Consider the following 18,705-nt stretch of genomic DNA (forward strand, 5'->3'; position numbering starts at 1 on the left):
GGGGGCCATCCCCGCGCTTTGCGCCGCGACCTTGGGGCGACAGCGACGCCTCCGATGACGAGACGACTGACGAAGGACCTGAAGTGAATTTCCGCTCCCTCACTCGAGGCGACGGCGTGGTGATCGGAGCAGCGGTGTTGCTCTTTATTGCCTCGTTCCTCGACACGCTTGACGCCGACGGCGGCGACAGCGACAAGCTTCCCAACGCCTGGGAGAACGGCAACCTGCTGCTGAGCGTGTACCTGCTCGGCCTCATCGCTGCCGCCCTCATCGTCGTGGGCCGTGCGCTGCCGCAGCAGCGCAAGGTCGCAGGCCTCGACCTCGGCCAGCTTGGCGTCGCCTTCGCCATCGCTGCCGCCTGGAGCTCGATCGGCGCCATCTTCGACGCCGACCAGTCCTACGGCTTCTTCTTCGAGAGCAGCCTGGGCAGCGGCAGCGGCGGGCCCGACGCCGGCATCGGCCTCATTCTCGGCCTGATCGCCGCCCTGGTTCTTGCTGCCGCCGCGGTCGCGACCGCCCTGGTTCCGGCCCTGAAGGCGCCGCTCATGGGCGCCCCGCGCCCCGCCGCCCCCCAGCCCTACGGCGGTCAGCCGCAGGGTGGTTACGGGTACCCCGGTGCTCAGGGCCAGCCGCAGCAGGGTCAGCCCTACGGCGCCCAGCCGCAGCAGGGGCAGCAGCCCTACGGTGCGCAGCCGCAGCAGCAGACGCCGCCGCCCGCGCAGGCGCAGCCCGCCGGTGACTTCTCGCCGTTCTGGTTCGCCGTGCCGGCTCCGCGTCCGCTGTACGCGGAGGACGGCTCGCCGACCCCGATCGCCGAACTGGCGCCCGGTACCTGGTACTTGGCCGTCGAGCAGCGCGGCCCCGGCCTGGTGGCCCAGACGCAGGACGGCCGCCGTGGCGTCCTGCAGGACATCACCGGGATCCAGCGCGGCTGATCCACGCAAGTCGCAGTGCGACGGCCCCTCGCCCTTCCGGGCGGGGGGCCGTTGTCGTACAGTCGCCACCCGACAAGGAACTGACGGATCGTCAGTTATCAGGAAGGATCGGGGCATGCGGCTCGGACTCGCACTCGGCTACTGGGGGCGCGGCCCCGACCCGGATCACGTCGCACTCGCCCAGGAGGCCGAGCGGCTCGGCTACGACTCCGTGTGGACCGCCGAGGCCTGGGGCTCGGACGCGTTCACGCCGCTGACGTGGATCGCGGCGCAGACCTCACGGATCAAACTGGGTACGGCCGTTGCGCAGATGGCGGCGCGGTCGCCGGTCACGACCGCGATGCACGCGCTGACCCTCGACCACCTCTCCGGCGGCCGGATGATGCTCGGGCTCGGGCTCTCCGGGCCGCAGGTGGTGGAGGGGTGGTACGGCCGTCCGTTCCCGAAGTCGCCGCTGACGGCGACGCGGGAGTATGTGGACGTCATCCGCCAAGTCCTGCGGCGGGAAGGGCCGGTGGCCCTGGACGGCCGCTTCCACGCGCACCCCTACCAGGGGGAGGACGGGACGGGTCTCGGCAAACCCCTGAAGCCGATCACGCATCCCCTGCGGGCCGATCTGCCGGTGCTCCTGGGGGCGGAGGGGCCGAAGAACATCGCCCAGACGGCGCGGATCGCGGACGGGTGGCTGCCGCTGTACTGGTCGCCGATGCGTACGGATGTGTACGAGGCGTCGCTGGCGGGGGCGCCGGAGGGTTTCATGGTCGCGCCGATGGCCCGGGCCAAGATCTGCGACGACGTGGCGGAGGGCCTGCTGCCGGTGAAGGCGATGCTGGGCTTCTACATCGGGGGGATGGGGCCCTCGGCGCGGAACTTCCATGCGGAGCTGATGGCACGGATGGGGTTCGAGGAGGAGGCCCGGCGGATTCAGGAACTGTTTCTGGCGGGGCGCCGGGAGGAGGCGGTCCTTGCCGTGCCGGATGCGTTTGCCGATGAGATTTCGCTGGTGGGGCCGCGGGAGCGGGTCGCTGAGCGGCTGGCGCTGTGGCGGAAGGGGCCGGTGACGGATCTGCTTGTCCTGGCGCCGGATCGGCGTACGTTGCGGGTGTTGGCGGAGCTGAACGGCTAGGGGGGCGGCGGAAGCTTTGCCGCACCGGCGGTTGATTGGCGCCGGGGCCGCCCGGTTTTCCTGAGGTTGGCGGTTCCGGGCCGGGTGTAAAGGGCGCTCCGCTGCGCTACGCGTCGGCTGCGCCGATTCCGCTTCGCTTCACCCTTGACACCCAACCCTCCACCGCGAGAAGGAAGACGACCGGGCGGCCACGAAGCGGGGCTCACGGGGACCACCCGGCAGGTCATCCGGCTTGTCTGCCGGGTGCGGACTAGTTCGTAGCAGCGCAGCCGGGTGGGAGGGGTGGGAGGGGTGCGCGCGGTCGGCTCGGGGATGGGTGCCGGTTTCGTCAAGCGTCTGCCGACCGGATCTCCCGGCCCCGGCCAGGAGAGAGAGGGAGAGAGAGGGGGGGAGAGGGGGGTGTGGGGAACCTACTTCGGCAAAGTTGCGTTTCGCAGTGCCGCGCGCCCCCCTTGTGTCAGAACACTACTTTTCCAAAGTAGGTCCCCCACCCCCACCACCTGACCATGACCGTGACGGTCACCCCGGAAGATCCGGTCGTCAGACGCTTGACGAGACCGGCACCCGTCCCCGGACCGGTCGCGCACCCCTCCAGCCTCACGGCACGCTGCGACGGACTAGTCCGCACCCGGCAGGAAAGCCGGATGACCCATCCCCGCAGTCCCGAGAGCCCCCTTTCGTGGCCGCCCGGTCAATTCGCTTCTCGCGGTGGAGGGTTGGGTGTCAAGGGTGGAGCGCAGCGGAATCGGCGCAGCCGACGCGACGAAGGAGCGCCCTTTACGCCCGGCCCGGAGCCGCCAACCTCGGGACAACCGGGCGGCCCCGGCGCCAACTCGACGCCGGGACAGCCAACAGCGCCCCTACGCCCGCACCTCACTCCCGCCCGGCAGCAGCAGGTCCACCTCCACCGCAGCCCGGTCATCCCCCTGATACGCCGCCGCCGAGGCCAGCGGCGCATGCCCCGTCGCCGTCGCCGCGAGGACGTAGGAGCCGTCGGAAGGGACGGAGAGCGTGTAGTGGCCGCTCTCGTCCGTCAGGGCCGCGCCCGCCTGCCGGCCCCGGCGGTCGATCAGCGTGACCTTGGCGCGCGCGACCGGCGCCCCGGCGGGGCTCAGGACCCGGCCGTGGAAGCCGGCCAATGCCTCCTCCGCGGCCCGCAGATTCGCGTCCTCCTCGCTGCTCGCCCGCAGCTGCGGCTTGGCGGAAGAGCGGCCCGCGGAGGGGAGGAAGAGGGCGAGCAGCAGGCCGAGCCCGACCGCGGCCGTGGCGATGAGGAACGAGGTGCGGAAGCCGTCCATCGTGGGGACCGCGACACCGCCCACGTGGTGCGCCGTGTTGGCCAGGACCATGCCGATGACGGCACTCGACACCGACGTACCGATGGAGCGCATCAGGGTGTTGAGGCCGTTCGCCGCGCCCGTCTCGGAGGGGTCGACCGCGCCGATGATCAGCGCCGGCAGCGAGGAGTACGCGAGGCCGATTCCCGCGCCGACGACCACCGCGATGACGATGGTCTGCCAGGCCGCGCTCATCAGGCCGAGGCCCGCCCCGTAGCCGATCGCGATGATCAGCATGCCGAGGATGAGGGTCACCTTCGGGCCGTACTTCGCCGACAGGCGGGCGTAGACCGGGGCCGTGAACATCATCGTCAGGCCCAGCGGCGCCACGCACAGGCCCGCGACGACCATCGACTGGCCGAGGCCGTAGCCGGTGGAGGTCGGGAGCTGGAGCAGCTGCGGGAGGACGAGGGAGATCGCGTAGAAGGCGACACCGACCATGATCGACGCCAGGTTGGTCAGGAGCACCTCGCGCCGGGCCGTCGTGCGCAGGTCCACCAGCGGGGCCTTCAGGCGCAGTTCCATCACGCCCCACAGGACCAGGACGACCGCCGCCGCCGCGAACAGGCCGAGCGTCGTGCCCGACGACCAGCCCCAGTCGCTGCCCTTGGTGATGGGCAGGAGGAAGAGGACCAGGCCTGCGGAGAGGCCCAGCGCGCCGAGCACGTCGAAGGTGCCCTCGGCCTTCACGTTGCTCTCGGGCACGAAGAGGACGGTGAGGAGCATGGAGACGACGCCAAGGCCCGCGGCGCCGAAGAACAGGGCGTGCCAGTCGGTGTGCTGCGCGGTCAGCGCGGCCAGCGGCAGGGCGAGGCCGCCGCCGACGCCGATGGAGGAGCTCATCAGGGCCATGGCGGAGCCGAGCTTCTCGCGGGGCAGCTCGTCGCGCATCAGGCCGATGCCGAGCGGGATCGCGCCCATCGCGAAGCCCTGGAGGGCACGGCCGACGATCATGACGATGAGGTCGTCGGTGAAACCGCAGATCAGGGAGCCCACGACCATCACGGCCAGGCTCGTCAGGAGCATGCGGCGCTTGCCGTAGAGGTCACCGAGGCGGCCCATGATGGGGGTCGAGACGGCGCCGGCGAGCAGGGTCGATGTCATGACCCAGGTGGCGTTCGACGGGGTGGTGCTCAGCAGGGCGGGCAGGTCCTTGATGACCGGCACCAGGAGCGTCTGCATCACCGCGACGACGATGCCTGCGAAGGCGAGTACGGGGACGACTCCGCGGGTGCCGCGTTGTCGGGTCGTCGTCGACTGCGTCATTACGTGGGGCCTCCGGGGGCGGTGCAAATTCTGGCAGGGGTACGTGCAGAACGAACCTGTTTCCTGGGGCGACTATTCCGATGGGTGTCGTACGAGGGGAAGTCTTGACCCGTTGTTAACCGGCCGGTTAAGCGGGAGTCCTCGGGTGCCGGTCGAGCGGGCCGCCCCGGCGCCCGTATCTGACCTTCCGTCAGATTGAGCCTTCCGCTGGATTGAAACGTGTTCTAGTCTGACGCCGTCCCGGAAGCTGCTACCGGCGAGGATGCGCATGGGGATCGGAATCACGCAGGAACAGCGGGAGTTGGCGGACGCGGCGCGCGGCTGGATCACCCGCGCCGTGCCGCCCGAGGAGATACGCAAGCTGCTCGACGCGCCGTCTGGCGCAGGGAGCAGGCCCGCCTACTGGGACGGCCTCGCGGAGCAGGGGCTGCTCGCGGTGCATCTGCCCGAGGAGTACGGGGGCGGGGGCGGCGGGCTCGACGACCTCGCCGTGGTCCTGGAGGAGGCGGGCCGCGCCGCGCTGCCGGGGCCGTACCTCGCCAGTGCCCTCGCGTCGGTCGTGCTGCACCGCGCGGGCGCCCGGGAGCAGGCCGCCGAGCTCGCGTCCGGTACGCGGATCGGCGCCGTCGCACCGGGCCCCGGCACGCTGACCGCGGTCTCCGTGCCCGACGGCTACGTCCTGGACGGGACCGCGCCGCCGGTGCTCGGCGGAGCCGACGCCGACCTGCTGATCCTGGCCGCCGAATCGGCGCGCGGAACACTGTGGCTCGCCGTCGACGCGGCCGCGCTGAAGGTGCGTACGCAGGAAAGCGCCGATCCGACGCGGCCCACCGCCGAGGTGGCCGCGGACGGCGTCGAGGTCCCCGCGGGGCGGGTGCTCGACGTCGGATCGGCGCTCGTACGGGATCTGGCGTGTGTCGTGTACGCGGCCGACGCGTGCGGCGTCGCGGCCTGGGCCCTGGAGACCGCCACCGAACACGCCAAGGTGCGCGAGCAGTTCGGGCGGCCGATCGGGCGGTTCCAGGCCGTCAAGCACCTCTGCGCCGACATGCTGGTGCGGGTCGAGCAGGCGCGGGCCCTGGTGTGGGACGCGGCGCGGGCGGCGGGCGAGCCGGATGAGGACGTGCGGGGGCTTGTCTCCGCGCTCGCCGCCGGGACGGCCCTGGACGCCGCCTACTCCTGTGCCAAGGACTGCGTCCAGATCCTCGGCGGCATCGGCTTCACCTGGGAGCACGACGCCCATCTGTATCTGCGCCGCGCGGTCGTGGCCCGCCAGCTGCTCGGTACGGGCGACACCCACCGGCTGCGGGCGGTGCGACTCGCGGAGGGCGGTGCGCGGCGGGAGCTGCGGACCGAGCTGCCGGCGGAGGCGGCGGCGTACCGGGAGCGGGCGCGCGAGGCCGTAGCCCCGGCGCGCGGACTCGACCCGGCGGCCGCCCGCAAGGCCCTCGCGCCGACCGGCTACGCGGCGCCGCACCTGCCCGAGCCGTACGGCCTGGGCGCGGGACCGGTGCAACAGCTCGCCGTCCAGCAGGAGTTGGCGGATGCCGGGGTCCGGCTCGGCGAGCTGGGCATCGCCACCTGGGTGGTGCCCTCGCTCATCGCGTACGGGACGGAGGAGCAGCGGGAGCGGTATCTGCCGCCGACGCTGCGGGGCGAGCTGCTCTGGTGCCAGCTGTTCAGCGAGCCGGAGGCGGGCTCCGACCTGGCCGCGCTGCGGACGCGGGCCGAGCGCGTCGAGGACGGCTGGCTGATCAACGGCCAGAAGGTGTGGACGAGCGCCGCGCAGTGGGCGGACTTCGGGATCCTCCTCGCCCGCACGGACCCCGAAGCCCCCAAGCACAAGGGGCTTACGTACTTCCTCATCGACATGAAGCGGGCTTCCGGTGTCGATGTCCGGCCCCTGAAGGAGATCACCGGGGACTCCCTCTTCAACGAGGTCTACTTCGACGACGTCCTGCTGCCCGCCGACGCGGTCGTCGGCGAGGTGAACGACGGCTGGCGCGTCGCCCGCCACACGCTGGGCAACGAACGCGTCCACATGGCCGACCAGTTGACCTTCGACACGGGGCTCGAGGCGCTCATCGCGCGCGCCGGTGAGCTCGACGGGGCGCACCGCGCGCGGATCGGCGCGCTCGCCGCCGAGGCGCACGCGCTCGCCTGCATCGGCCTGCGCACCACGATGCGGCAGGTGGCGGGCGCGGAACCAGGGGCCGGTGCCTCCATCCGCAAGCTGGTGCAGACCCCGCACCAGCAGAAGGTGGCCGAGCTCGCGCTCGAACTCCTGGGCCCGGCGGGCGCGTTGCGGGAGGGGGCCGGGGAGCGGGCGCTGCACGGCTTCCTGATGTCGCGCTGCCTGACCATCGCGGGCGGGACCACACAGGTGCAGCTCAACGTCGTCGCCGAGCGGCTGCTCGGCCTACCGCGTGACTGAGAGAGACATCGTGACGGAGAGGAAGACATGAAGGCGTACATCGTCGGCGTCGGCATGACCAGGTTCGAGAAGCCCGAGACGCGGGACTGGCAGTACTGGGACATGGCGAAGGAGGCCGGCACCAAGGCCCTCGACGACGCCGGGATCTCGTACGAGGAAGTGGAGCAGGTCCCCGTCGGGTACTGCTTCCAGGCCTCGACGGCCGGCCAGCGGGCCGCCTACGAACTGGGCCTGACCGGCGTCCCCGTCTACAACGTCAACAACAACTGCGCGACGGCGTCGACGGCGCTGATGATGGCGCGGCAGTTCGTCGAGGGCGGCATCAACGACTGCGTCCTTGCGCTCGGCTTCGAGAAGATGGCGCGCGGTTCGCTGGGGGGAGGGAGCGATGGCGGTGACTTCAAGACGTCACCCGTCGCCCGTCATTACGGCGTGATGGCGGCCCGGCACGGCTTCGAGATGACCCCGCCCACCGCTCAGATCTTCGGCAACGCGGCCCGCGAGCACATGGAGAAGTACGGCACGACGGCCGCGCAGCTCGCGGCGGTCGGCGCGAAGAACCACCGGCACTCGGTGAACAATCCGTACGCCCAGTTCCAGGACGCGTACACCGTCGACGAGATCCTCGCCGCCAAGACGATCCACCACCCGCTCACCAAGCTGCAGTGCTCGCCGACGTCGGACGGCTCGGCGGCGGCCGTGGTCGCATCCGAGCGGTTCGTGGAGCGGCACGGGCTCCAGGACCGGGCCGTGGAGATCGCCGGGCAGGCGATGACGACCGACACGGGGGAGTCCTTCGACTCGGGGTCGTGCATCGACGTCGTGGGGCAGCCGATGTCGCGGGCGGCCGCTCGGGACGCGTACGACAAGGCGGGCCTCGGCATCGAGGACGTCGACGTGATCGAGCTGCACGACTGCTTCTCGATCAATGAGCTTCTTACGTACGAGGCGCTGGGCATGTGCGCGGCGGGGGAGTCCGGCAAGCTCGTCGAGAGCGGCGCGACCACGTACGGCGGCCGCTGGGTCGTGAACCCGTCGGGCGGACTGATCTCCAAGGGGCATCCGCTCGGCGCGACGGGGATCGCCCAAGTCGCGGAGCTCACCTGGCAGTTGAGGGGGCAGGCCGATGAGCGTCAGGTGACGGGCGCGCGGGTGGGCCTGGCGCACAACATCGGGCTCGGCGGCGCGGCGGTGGTGACGCTGCTGCGGCGGTAGTGGCCGTAGGAAACGGTGGTCGTAGGGAGACGGAGTAGGAAGGCGGCGTAGAAAGACCTAGTCCTCTTGTCCGAGGGCCCGTGCAGCGAATTTCCGATGCACGCGGCGCCCGGCGCTTGAGAGGATGCCTGTCATGGTCAAGACGCCCGGCACCACTTACGCGACCGAAGCCGACACCGCCCCGCCGAAGAAGTCCGCACCGGTGTGGGCGGTCCTTCTCGCCGCCTGCGCGGGCCAGTTCCTCGTCGTCCTCGACGTGTCGGTGGTGAACACCGCGCTGCCGTCGATGCGGGCCGACCTCGGCATGAGCGCGATCGGACTCCAATGGGTCGTCAACGCCTACTCCATAGCCTTCGCGGGGTTCATGCTGCTCGGCGGCCGGGCCGGTGACCTCTTCGGGCGCAAGCGGATGTTCCTCGTCGGGCTCGGCCTGTTCACCGCCGCCTCGCTCGGCGGCGGCCTCGCACAGGAAGAGTGGCAGCTCCTGGCGGCGCGGGCCGTGCAGGGCCTTGGCGCCGCGATCCTCGCCCCGTCCACCCTGACGATCCTGACGTCGGCGGTGCCCGAAGGCCCGGCGCGGATACGGGCGATCGGCATCTGGTCGGCGGTGGGCGCGGGCGGCGGCGCGGCGGGCGGCCTGGTCGGCGGGGTCCTCACCGACCTGCTCTCCTGGCGCTGGGTGCTCCTGATCAACGTGCCGATCGGCGCCCTCGTGATCGTCGCGGGCATCGCCTGGCTCACCGAGTCCAGGGCAGGGCAGGCGCGCCGCCTCGACGTGCCGGGCGCGGTGCTCGTGACGGCCGGGCTCGCCACCCTCGCGTACGGCATCGTGCAGACCGAGGAGAAGGGCTGGACGGCGGCGGCGACCCTGGTCCCGCTGGCGGCGGGGCTCGCGCTGCTCGCGGCCTTCCTCGTGGTGGAGTCGCGCACACAGGTGCCGCTGATGCCGCTCAAGCTGTTCAGGGTGCGGTCGGTGTCGGCCGCGAACGCCGCGATGTTCGTGTGCGGCGGCGGCATGTTCGCCATGTGGATGTTCATGACGCTGTACGCCCAGAACGTCCTCGGCTACTCGCCGCTCAAGGCGGGCCTCGCCCTCATCCCGTCCTCCCTCACCATCGTCATCGGCTCGATGCTGGCGCCGCGCCTGATGCCGGTGCTCGGCGCGAAGAACGTGTCCGTGCTTGGCATCGTGGTGGCCGCCGCGGGCTTCGGCTGGCAGTCGACGATGACCGTCGACGGCGCGTACGTCACCTCGATCATGCTGCCCGGCATCGTGATGATGTTCGGCGCGGGCCTGGCCGCGACACCGCTCGCCTCGCTCGCCACGTCCGGCGCGCAGCCGGGCGACGCGGGCCTGGTCTCCGGCCTGATCAACACCTCCCGCACGATGGGCGGCGCGCTCGGCCTCGCGGTGCTCTCCACGGTGGCGGCCGCGCAGATGGACGGCTCGACGTCCCGGCAGGCGCTGACCGACGGATACGCGATGGCGTTCCGCACCAGCGGGTTCATCCTGCTCGCGGGCGTGGTGGTGGTGCTTCTGTGGATGCCGAGGCAGCGGGTCTCCGAAAGCTGAGGCAGGGCTTCGTCACCAGCCGCTGGTCGCAGCTGATGCGCACTGCCTTTCTTCTGACGGGCCGGCAGCACGCGGGCTGAGGACCTGGTGCAGTTGTCCTTGGAGCGGGCCCGGGCAGAAAGCTGGTGGCCATTCGTCTCTACGACGGGGCGGGGAAGGTGGAGACGGTGGTGCAGGACTGAGCGCGGCCGGGGAACGGCGTCTCCCACGGTGCCGCAGGGACCGGCGTCACCGTGGGTGCGCGGTCACAGCCACCCCTGCTGCCGGGCCTCCCGCACCGCCTCCATCCGGTTCCGCGTCCCCGTCTTCCCGATCGCCGCGGAGAGATAGTTCCGCACGGTCGACTCCGACAGATGCAGCTTGCCCGCGATGTCGGCGACCGTGGCACCGTCCACCGAGGCCTTCAGCACGTCCGCCTCGCGGGCGGTCAGCGGGTTCGGCCCCGCGCTCAGCGCTGCCGCGGCGAGTGCCGGATCGATGACCGTCTCGCCCCGCAGCGCCTGGCGGATCGCCTCGGCCAGGTCCTCGACCGGCCCGTCCTTGACCAGGAAACCGGCCGCCCCCGCCTCCATGGCACGGCGCAGATAGCCGGGCCTGCCGAAGGTGGTGAGGATGAGGACCCGGCACTCGGGGCACTCCTCGCGCAGGTCGGCCGCGGCCTCCAGACCGCTGCGGCCCGGCAGTTCGATGTCCAGCAGCGCCACGTCGGGGCGCGCGGTCAGCGCGGCGTCCACGATCTCGTCGCCCGCCCCGACCTGCGCCACGACCTCGATGTCCTCCTCCATGCCGAGCAGCAGGGCGAGCGCGCCCCGCATCATGCCCTGGTCCTCGGCGAGCAGGACTCTGATCATGGGGTGCGCTCCTCCGGGACGGTGCTCAACTCGGTGACCGGCAGCGTCGCGGTGACCCGGAAGCCGCCGTGCGGTGCGGGCGCCGACTCCAGGGAGCCGCCCGCCGCCGCCAGCCGTTCGGCCAGGCCCTTCAGCCCGCTGCCGGGCGCGGTCGAGCCTACGCCGCGGCCGTCGTCGGCGATCAGCAGCCGGGTCCGTTCGGCGGTGCCCGCGACCTCGATCTCGCAGCGGGTCGCGCGGGAGTGGCGTACGACATTGGTGGCGCACTCACGGACGACCCAGCCCAGCAGCGCCGCCGTCTGCGGGGCGAGCGGCGGCCCCGACTGGCGTACGACCGCGTCGATGCCCGCAGCCTCCAGGAGATCGCGGGCCCGGTCGAGCTCCGTGGCGAGGCTGCCCTCGCGGTAGCCGGTGACCGCCTCGCGGATCTCGGTCAGGGCCTGGCGGCCGACGGACTCGATGTCGGTGACCTGGCCGAGGGCCGCGTCCAGGTCGCGGGGGGCCAGGCGGCGGGTGGCCTCTGCCTTCACGACGATCACCGAGAGGGTGTGGCCGAGCAGGTCGTGCAGATCGCGGGAGAAGCGAAGGCGTTCCTTCTCGACGGCGCTGCGGGCCAACTCCTCGCGGGTGGAACGCAGTTCCTTGACCGTCTCGGAGAGGGCGAGGATCGCCCCGGTCACCATGACGGAGATGAACGTGCCGTAGGCGATGCCCGCGGCGTCCCAGCCGTCCCGAAGCCCGCCGACCACGGCCGCGGCGATGCTCAGGGCGATACCGGCGGGAGCGAGCTGCCTGCCGCGCAGGACCGCCCCGGTCGCCAGGCCAAGGAGCGGGAAGAACATCAGCCAGCTGCCGCCGTAGCCGATGGCGAGGGCGAAGGTCACCGCGGTCAGCGCGAGGAGGCTGTGCCTCGTCACACGCGCCTCCCTGGCCTGCTTGTGGAAGGCCCGGAACACCACGTTGATGTAGAGGGAGTTGAAGGCCAGCAGGCCGAGGCCGCCGATCCAAGGGTTGCCGGTCTTGCCCTGGATGACGTTGGAGAAGGAGCCCATGCCCATCAGGAGCCAGGGCAGCATCGCGAAGCCGTTGGGCGGACCCAGGTCGCTGGGATCGCTCCGCCCCGACTTCTCCTTCGCCCGCATCTCGGAGAGCTGCGCCTTGGCACCGGCCTTCCACTCACCGGTGCGGCGCCCGAACTCCTGCCGCCGGGCGCTCTTCCCGGGGGTCGCTGACATCGCTTCTCCTGTCGCGCCGTGGCGCCTCGCCGGCGTCGTCATACCGTCCGCGCAGCCCTGCGGTACGAGACCACAGCGTACGAACCGAACACCAGCAGCCAGCCGATGAGCACCGCGACCGTGCCGAGGCCGATCCCGGAGCCGTCCGTCACGGACGTGCCGAGCTCCGCCGGGCCACACTCTCGCCGGGCTCGATCCGCAGGCCGACGCCGTCGACGGCACGCAGCGGGCCGAAGGCCTTGACCACGCCGGTGAAGGCCACGGCGGGTCCGTCCGCGGGGCCGCTCTCTGAGGTCTTCGTCATGTCTCTGACGCTACGAATCCGGGGCGGTGCGGCGGCAGATGCGGTTGTACGGACCAGGCCGGTACAAATGTCACGGCTCGCCGCCCGCCCCGTCCCGCCACTGAATCTGACGTGACGTCAGGAGTCTTCACAAGTCCTGGGCGCTGGGCTATACATGGGGTCGCCGGACTGGAACGCGTTCTAGAACGGGCCGGTTCGACGACCGGCTCCCCGGCCCCGTTACGACCTCGGTGCGGCCGACGGTGCGGACGGCCGCGCCGAGGTCTCTGCCCTCCTCCCAAGGAGCTGCCACACATGCCCATCGACGCCGCGAAGGCCGTAGCCGCGGAGCCCAGGTCGGCCGAGATCGCCTGGGACCACAAGGACATCCAGCTCTACCACCTGGGTCTGGGAGCCGGCGTCCCCGCCACCGACCCCGACGAGCTGCGCTACACCCTGGAGTCCAGGCTGCACGTCCTGCCCAGCTTCGCCACCGTCGCGGGGGCGGGCATGGGCATGATGGGCGGCCTCTCCGCCCCCGGCATCGAGGTGAACCTCGCCGCCGTCCTGCACGGCGGCCAGACCATCACCCTGCACCGCCCGATCCCGGTCAAGGGCAGCGCCACGGCCACCTCCAAGGTCGCCGCCGTGTACGACAAGGGCAAGGCGGCCGTCCTCGTCCTGCGCTCCGAAGTGGCCGACGCCGAGGGCCCGTTGTGGACCAGCGACGCCCAGATCTTCGTACGCGGCGAAGGCGGATTCGGCGGCGACCGCGGCCCCTCCGCCCGCGTCCCGGCCCCCGACGGCGAGCCGGACCGTACCGTCGAACGACCCGTACGCGAGGACCAGGCGCTGCTCTACCGCCTCTCCGGCGACTGGAACCCGCTGCACGCCGACCCCGAGTTCGCCAAGCTCGCGGGCTTCGAGCGGCCGATCCTGCACGGCCTGTGCACCTACGGGATGACGCTCAAGGCCGTCGTGGACACGATGCTCGACGGCGATGTGTCGCGGGTGCGCGGCTACAGCACGCGCTTCACCGGTGTCGTCTTCCCCGGGGAGAGGCTGCGGATCCGGATGTGGCGCACCGAGGGGCGCGTCCAGGCGACCGTGACGGCGGCCGAGCGGGACGACGCTCCGGTACTCGCCGACACGGTCGTCGAGCACGCCTGAATCTTCGAAGACGCCTGAATCTTCGCTGAATCTTCGTACGAGAGGAGCCGCACCATGCGCGCAGCCGTACTGCACGAGATAGGCCAGGAGAAGCTGGAGGTCCTCGACGACGTCGAGGCGACGGGCTTCGGCCCCGGCAAGGTGAAGATCCGGGTGCGGGCCACCGGCCTGTGCCACTCCGACATATCGGCGATGAACGGCGTACTGCCGCAGCCCGCGCCGTTCATCCCCGGCCACGAGGGCGCGGGCGAGATCATCGACGTGGGCGACGGCGTGACCGGGCTCTCCCAGGGCGACCGGGTGCTGCTGTGCTGGCTGCCCGCCTGCGGCACCTGTCCCGCCTGCAAGCGCGGCCAGACCCAGCTGTGCCTTGCCGGATTCATGAACGCGGGCACGCCCAACTTCAAGCGGCCCGGCGGGGACGTCTTCGGCTTCGCGGGTACGGGGACCTTCACCGAGGAGGTCGTGGTCGACGCGGGCTGCGCCGTGCCGATCCCGGACGACGTGCCCTTCGACATCGCGGCGCTGATCGGCTGCGGCGTGACGACGGGGCTCGGCGCGGCCATCAACACCGCCGATGTGGCCGCCGGCTCATCGGTCGCCGTGATCGGCTGCGGCGGCGTCGGGATCTCGGCGATCCAGGGCGCACGGCTCAAGGGCGCGGCGCAGATCATCGCCGTGGACCCGGTGGCATCGCGCCGTGAGGCCGCGCTGAAGTTCGGCGCGACGGAGGCGGTCGCCCCCGACGAACTCGCCGACGCCAAGCAGCGGGTGACCGCGGGCGAGGGCTTCGACTACGTCTTCGAGGTGGTCGGCAAGTCCGCCACGGCCCGCACGGCGTACGAGACGACGCGGCGCGGCGGCACGCTGTGCGTCGTGGGCGCGGGCGCCCTCGACGACTTCCTCCAGTTCAACATGTTCGAGCTGTTCTTCGACGAGAAGAAGATCCTGCCGTCCATGTACGGCGGCGGCGACGTCCTCACCTCTTACGAGCGGGCCATCACCCTGTGGCGCGCGGGCCGCATCGACCTGGAGAGCCTCATCACGCACCGGGTGCAGCTGCCCGAGATCAACGAGGCGCTGGATCAGATGCGTACGGGGGTCGCGCTGCGGACCTGCATCGAGATCTGAACTTCCCGGCTCTGAACTCCCCAGCTCTGAACTCCCCGCTTCTGAAAGGACTTTGATCGCTGATGTCACTGTCACCGTCACTGCCGCTCGAGGGTCTGTCCGCGATCGTCACGGGGGCGGGCCGGGGCCTCGGTCGCGCCGAAGCCCTCGAACTCGCCCGGCTCGGCGCGAGCGTCGTCGTCAACGACTTCGGGCAGCCCGGCCGTGACGGCTCGGGCGAGGCCTCGGCGACGCCGGCCGAGGACGTGGCCGCGGAGATCCGTGCCGGGGGCGGGCAGGCGGTCGCGCACCTGGGCGATGTCGCGGACCACGAACAGGCGCGCGGGCTCGTCCAGTTGGCGATCGACACGTACGGCAAGCTGGACATCCTGGTCAACAACGCGGGCATTCTGCGGGACCGGATGATCTTCTCGATGAGCGAGGGCGAATGGGACTCCGTCATCCGCGTCCACCTCAAGGGCCACTTCAACACGACCCACTTCGCGTCGGTCCACTGGCGTGAGCGGTCCAAGGCGGCGGGGGAGCCGGTGTACGGCCGGATCGTCAACACGTCGTCGGAGGCTTTCCTCGCCGGGTCGGCGGGACAGCCGAACTACGCGGCGGCGAAGGGCGGCGTCGTCGGTCTCACCACGTCGAGCGCGCTGGCGCTCGGCAAGTACGGGGTGACGGCGAACGTCATCTGTCCGCGGGCGCGGACGCGGATGACGGAGGATGTGTTCGCGGGGTTCCAGGAGCCGGGCGCGGGTGAACTGGACGCGCTGGCCCCGGAGCATGTGGCTCCGCTGGTCGGCTACTTGGCCTCGCCGGCCGCTGCCGCGGTGAACGGGCAGCTGCTGGTGGTGCACGGCGGGATGGTGGCCGTGGTCGAACGCCCGAAGGTGGCCGCGAAGTTCGACACGGCGAAGGGCGTGTTCACGTACGAGGAGCTGGACGAGGCGCTGTCTCCTTATTACGCGGGGAGGCCGGAGGGGGAGACGTTTGCGGCGGCGGAGGTGCTGGGGCTGAAGCGGGGGTAGCCCGTACGGCGACGCGCCGTCGTCAGGCGCGCCGCCGTACCGCCGCTTCGCGGCGATCTCTCCCACCCTCCCCCAAGCTCTTAATGAGCAGGGGGGACCCCCTTCCCGATTGCCCGGCAGTTGCCCGCCCACGCCCCCGGGGATGGCTGTTGCTTTTCGGGGGTCTGGGGGCGGATCCCCCGCGTGCGGCGCCGCTCAAGGCCGCCGCTTCGCGGCGGATTCTTTCCCGCCCACCCACCCGAATCTCCGCAGCTGCCCGCCCACCCTCTAGCCCGTCCGGCGGAGCCGGAAGTGATTCGGGTAGGGGTGGGGTTGGGGAAAGGATCAGCTCTCTTCGCCCTGGCGGCGATGCCGCCCCCGCGGAGCCGTCTCCGCGTCCTGCGACGCCACCGGCCCCCGATGCCTGCCGGGACCGGCAGTCGCAGCCGCGCCCTGCGGAGGCGCCGCCGCCACCCGCGGGTCGGGGACCTGCTCTGTCTCCGTACTGATCTCTGTCGTCATCAACACACTCACCCCGTAAAACGGTAAAGAAGATCGTTCGGTACAGCCGGGCGAGTCTAACCAACGCCCGCACGCCCGGTGAGAGGCGCCTGCTGCAACGGAACGGGCCGCGCGGCCACCGCCACGGGCGGCCCCTCCGGAGCGGGAGGTTCCACCTCCGCGACCCCACACGGCACCGCCCCCGTCGCGTACGGAAGACGCAGCACACCCTCCCGCGTCCACCGCCCCGCCCCGGCCAACCACCCCTCAGGCGCCGCCAGTTGATGCAGCCGCCGCTCGGCGGGACGCCACACGCCGAGCCATCTCCCCGCCGCCCCGTCGATCCGCAACGCCACCGCACAGCTCTCCGGCATCAGCGTCTGCCCCGGCTGGATCGCGAACGGAGTCATCGCGGGAGCGGCGCAGTCCGGCAGGCGCAGACACTCGGGGAAACGCACCGGGCGCGTACCGCCCAACACCCCCCAGCCGAGCCGGTCGTGGCCCGGCGCGTCCGAACGGACCAGGAGCAGCCCGCTGTCGGCGTCCGCGAGCAGCACCCGGTCGTCGCTCTCCTCGGCGATCTGGAGGAGGGGCGACACCTCGCCGTCCCGCCGCAGGTCCACCGCCACCGCCTTGACCCGGCCCTCCAACTCCCGGTCCAGGGACAGGATCCGGCCCTCCGCGTCCAGCCAGACCCCGCCCGCGCAGCGCCCGGGGATCTCCGCGAGGTGCTCGGGGCCGAAGGTGCCGCCCGCCACCAGCCACAGGTCCGTCGAGCTCTCGCCCACCGCGATCGCGTACGCGCACATGCCGCCCGGCGCCGGTGGCAGCAGGCTCAGCCGGGACGCGCCGCAGTCGACGGCGCCGAGCGGGACCTCGCCCGTCCCGGGGCCGGTCGGGTACAGCAGCGCGAACGCGTGCCTGCCGTCCACCACACGGTGGATGAGGACACGTCCGTCGGCCATCGGCAGGACCTCCGTGCCCGGCTCTTCCGGCTGGTTGCCGGGCAGCGGCACCGCGTACGGCTCGGGGGAGTCGAGGGTCCAGCGCTCGGGGAACCAGGATCCGCCGTCGTGGGTGAGGCGCGCGGCGTACGCACCGTCGGCGGTGATCGTCACGGGGGCGGGGGCGGGAGCCGGGGCAGTTACCGGGGAAGGGGTCTGGGCGGGGGTCTGGACAGGTGCCGGGGCAGGGGCCTGGGCCGGCTCGATCGTGGGCGCTGTCATGGGGGGTACCTCCGGCCCCCGAAGCTAGTTTTCGCACGCACTGCCGTGGCATCTGTGGCCGCCCGCTTCACACAGAAGGGTGGCGATGTCCCGATTCGCCTGAGGGGGCGGGGGTGGTTGTGCTGGGTGGGGTGGCCGCGCTTAAAGTAAGGCGAACCTAAGTGGTCGTGGAGCGGTTCCGGGCGGTATGTCGCCCCGGCTCCACCGCGATCAGCACACACCCTGGAGCGCCGATGTCCCCGTCCGCACGGTCCATACGCCCCCGCCGGCACCGCGCCACCGCCGCCCTCGCCCTTGCCGTGGCCGGCGCGCTCTCCCTCGCGGCCTGCGGATCCGGCGACAGCGGCGCGGACTCCGGCAAGTCCGACAACGGCAGCGGCAGCAAGTCCGTCGCCCAGGGCGGCGACGACTTCGCCAAGGCCGCCGAGCAGACGGCGAAGATGGGCACCAAGGCCAAGGCGGGCGAGTTCCCCCGCACCATCACGCACGCCCGCGGCAAGACCGAGCTGAAGGCGCAGCCCAAGCGGGTCGTGGTCCTGGATGTCGGTGAGCTCGACAACGTCGTGTCCCTCGGCGTGAAGCCCGTCGGCTATGCCCCCACCGAGGGCGACGACGGCGTACCTGGCTACCTCAAGAAGGACGCCGGCAACCCCAAGGACGTCGGCACGATCAACTCCCTCAACCTGGAAGCGATCGCGGGCCTCAAGCCGGACCTGATCCTCGGCAGTGAACTGCGCGCCGCCAAGCTCTACCCGCAGCTCTCCAAGATCGCCCCGACCGTGTTCTCCATCCGCCCCGGCTTCACGTGGAAGGAGAACTACCTCCTGAACGCGGCCGCGCTCGACAAGACCGCGAAGGCGAAGACGGAGCTCGCCGCGTACGAGGAGAAGGCGCGGTCCCTGGGCCGCGACCTCGGCGACGACAAGCCGACGATCACGATGCTCCGCTACATGCCGGACCGCATCCGCCTCTACGCGAAGGCGTCCTTCATCGGCACGATCCTCGACGACGCCGGTCTGCCCCGCCCGAAGAACCAGCAGATCAACGACCTCGCCACCGAGATCAGCCCGGAGAAGATCGACGAGGCAGACGCGGACTGGATCTTCACCGGCGTCTACGGTGACGCGAAGAAGACCGGCCGCTCCGAGGCCGAGAAGAACCCCCTGTGGAAGAAGCTCGGTGCGGTGAAGAAGGGGCAGGCGAAGGATGTCCCGGACGAGACCTGGTACCTGGGCCTCGGCGTGACGGCGGCGAACTCGGTCCTCGACGACCTCAGGGGCAACCTCGCCCCGTAGGAGGGGCGCCCCGTCAGGGGCGCGGGGCTGTATCGATATGCGGCTCCGCCGCGCGGGCGCGCTCAGCCCAGAAAGAGCCGCAGACGCGTCTGCTCGGTGCTGTGCAGACGCGTCTGCGGCTCTTCTTTGGTT

Annotated in this window: 14 protein-coding genes; 9 read left to right on the forward strand and 5 right to left on the reverse strand. The window is 71.5% G+C overall.

Going from position 1 to position 18,705, the window contains the following annotated elements; translation table 11 throughout:
- The first annotated feature begins 83 nt into the window (after positions 1-83).
- Positions 84-935, forward strand: a complete 852-nt coding sequence (locus tag AB0G47_RS01280; RefSeq protein ID WP_360762749.1) for a hypothetical protein — start codon at positions 84-86, stop codon at positions 933-935.
- 115 nt (positions 936-1,050) lie between these two features.
- Positions 1,051-2,061: an LLM class F420-dependent oxidoreductase gene (locus AB0G47_RS01285; RefSeq protein ID WP_360762752.1), complete on the forward strand. Its 1,011-nt coding sequence runs from the start codon at positions 1,051-1,053 to the stop codon at positions 2,059-2,061.
- An 860-nt stretch (positions 2,062-2,921) separates the two neighbouring features.
- On the opposite strand, the gene AB0G47_RS01290 is transcribed toward AB0G47_RS01285, so the two are convergent.
- Positions 2,922-4,664: an MFS transporter gene (locus AB0G47_RS01290; protein ID WP_360762755.1), complete on the reverse strand. Its 1,743-nt coding sequence runs from the start codon at positions 4,662-4,664 to the stop codon at positions 2,922-2,924.
- A gap of 268 nt (positions 4,665-4,932) precedes the next feature.
- Between AB0G47_RS01290 and AB0G47_RS01295 the strand changes: the two genes are divergently transcribed.
- From AB0G47_RS01295 to AB0G47_RS01305, 3 genes are all read left to right on the forward strand, one after another.
- Positions 4,933-7,098: an acyl-CoA dehydrogenase gene (locus AB0G47_RS01295; protein WP_360762758.1), complete on the forward strand. Its 2,166-nt coding sequence runs from the start codon at positions 4,933-4,935 to the stop codon at positions 7,096-7,098.
- 27 nt (positions 7,099-7,125) lie between these two features.
- Positions 7,126-8,313: a lipid-transfer protein gene (locus tag AB0G47_RS01300; protein ID WP_360762761.1), complete on the forward strand. Its 1,188-nt coding sequence runs from the start codon at positions 7,126-7,128 to the stop codon at positions 8,311-8,313.
- A 133-nt stretch (positions 8,314-8,446) separates the two neighbouring features.
- Entirely contained in the window at positions 8,447-9,886 is a 1,440-nt protein-coding gene (locus tag AB0G47_RS01305; protein WP_360762764.1) for an MFS transporter, read from the forward strand.
- A gap of 245 nt (positions 9,887-10,131) precedes the next feature.
- Here the strand turns inward: AB0G47_RS01305 and AB0G47_RS01310 are convergent, their stop codons facing one another.
- The 3 genes from AB0G47_RS01310 to AB0G47_RS01320 form a co-directional block, all read right to left on the reverse strand.
- Positions 10,132-10,737, reverse strand: a complete 606-nt coding sequence (locus AB0G47_RS01310; RefSeq protein ID WP_360762767.1) for a response regulator transcription factor — start codon at positions 10,735-10,737, stop codon at positions 10,132-10,134.
- A complete protein-coding gene (locus AB0G47_RS01315; RefSeq protein WP_360763900.1) occupies positions 10,734-11,879 on the reverse strand; it encodes a sensor histidine kinase in 1,146 nt (381 codons plus the stop codon). The genes AB0G47_RS01310 and AB0G47_RS01315 overlap by 4 nt, the downstream gene beginning before the upstream one ends.
- 241 nt (positions 11,880-12,120) lie before the next feature.
- A complete protein-coding gene (locus AB0G47_RS01320) occupies positions 12,121-12,276 on the reverse strand; it encodes a hypothetical protein (protein ID WP_360762770.1) in 156 nt (51 codons plus the stop codon).
- A 294-nt stretch (positions 12,277-12,570) separates the two neighbouring features.
- Here AB0G47_RS01320 and AB0G47_RS01325 point away from each other — a divergent pair, with 294 nt between their 5' ends.
- The 3 genes from AB0G47_RS01325 (at position 12,571) to AB0G47_RS01335 (ending at position 15,572) form a co-directional block, all read left to right on the forward strand.
- Positions 12,571-13,425: a MaoC/PaaZ C-terminal domain-containing protein gene (locus AB0G47_RS01325; RefSeq protein ID WP_360762773.1), complete on the forward strand. Its 855-nt coding sequence runs from the start codon at positions 12,571-12,573 to the stop codon at positions 13,423-13,425.
- Between the two features lie 54 nt (positions 13,426-13,479).
- Positions 13,480-14,556, forward strand: coding sequence for a Zn-dependent alcohol dehydrogenase (locus tag AB0G47_RS01330; protein ID WP_360762776.1), 1,077 nt, complete (start codon positions 13,480-13,482; stop codon positions 14,554-14,556).
- Between the two features lie 68 nt (positions 14,557-14,624).
- The gene (locus tag AB0G47_RS01335; protein WP_360763901.1) at positions 14,625-15,572 is read left to right on the forward strand and encodes a 3-oxoacyl-ACP reductase; all 948 of its coding nucleotides are present in this window, start codon (positions 14,625-14,627) and stop codon (positions 15,570-15,572) included.
- 557 nt (positions 15,573-16,129) lie between these two features.
- On the opposite strand, the gene AB0G47_RS01340 is transcribed toward AB0G47_RS01335, so the two are convergent.
- Positions 16,130-17,278: a hypothetical protein gene (locus AB0G47_RS01340; protein ID WP_360762779.1), complete on the reverse strand. Its 1,149-nt coding sequence runs from the start codon at positions 17,276-17,278 to the stop codon at positions 16,130-16,132.
- A 233-nt stretch (positions 17,279-17,511) separates the two neighbouring features.
- Between AB0G47_RS01340 and AB0G47_RS01345 the strand changes: the two genes are divergently transcribed.
- Positions 17,512-18,573 (forward strand): iron-siderophore ABC transporter substrate-binding protein, encoded by a 1,062-nt coding sequence (locus tag AB0G47_RS01345; protein ID WP_360762782.1) that lies wholly within the window; start codon positions 17,512-17,514, stop codon positions 18,571-18,573.
- Positions 18,574-18,705 lie beyond the last annotated feature (132 nt).

The organism is Streptomyces sp. NPDC021622, from assembly GCF_040640795.1.
Classification (GTDB): domain Bacteria; phylum Actinomycetota; class Actinomycetes; order Streptomycetales; family Streptomycetaceae; genus Streptomyces.

Excerpts from the sequence above, each read along its gene's own strand:
- AB0G47_RS01285 (WP_360762752.1), top strand. The coding sequence starts at position 1,051 with ATGCGGCTCGGACTCGCACTCGGCTACTGGGGGCGCGGCCCCGACCCG.
- AB0G47_RS01290 (WP_360762755.1), bottom strand. The coding sequence starts at position 4,664 with ATGACGCAGTCGACGACGACCCGACAACGCGGCACCCGCGGAGTCGTC.
- AB0G47_RS01295 (WP_360762758.1), top strand. The coding sequence starts at position 4,933 with ATGGGGATCGGAATCACGCAGGAACAGCGGGAGTTGGCGGACGCGGCG.
- AB0G47_RS01300 (WP_360762761.1), top strand. The coding sequence starts at position 7,126 with ATGAAGGCGTACATCGTCGGCGTCGGCATGACCAGGTTCGAGAAGCCC.
- AB0G47_RS01305 (WP_360762764.1), top strand. The coding sequence starts at position 8,447 with ATGGTCAAGACGCCCGGCACCACTTACGCGACCGAAGCCGACACCGCC.
- AB0G47_RS01310 (WP_360762767.1), bottom strand. The coding sequence starts at position 10,737 with ATGATCAGAGTCCTGCTCGCCGAGGACCAGGGCATGATGCGGGGCGCG.
- AB0G47_RS01315 (WP_360763900.1), bottom strand. The coding sequence starts at position 11,879 with ATGCGGGCGAAGGAGAAGTCGGGGCGGAGCGATCCCAGCGACCTGGGT.
- AB0G47_RS01320 (WP_360762770.1), bottom strand. The coding sequence starts at position 12,276 with ATGACGAAGACCTCAGAGAGCGGCCCCGCGGACGGACCCGCCGTGGCC.
- AB0G47_RS01325 (WP_360762773.1), top strand. The coding sequence starts at position 12,571 with ATGCCCATCGACGCCGCGAAGGCCGTAGCCGCGGAGCCCAGGTCGGCC.
- AB0G47_RS01330 (WP_360762776.1), top strand. The coding sequence starts at position 13,480 with ATGCGCGCAGCCGTACTGCACGAGATAGGCCAGGAGAAGCTGGAGGTC.
- AB0G47_RS01340 (WP_360762779.1), bottom strand. The coding sequence starts at position 17,278 with ATGACAGCGCCCACGATCGAGCCGGCCCAGGCCCCTGCCCCGGCACCT.
- AB0G47_RS01345 (WP_360762782.1), top strand. The coding sequence starts at position 17,512 with ATGTCCCCGTCCGCACGGTCCATACGCCCCCGCCGGCACCGCGCCACC.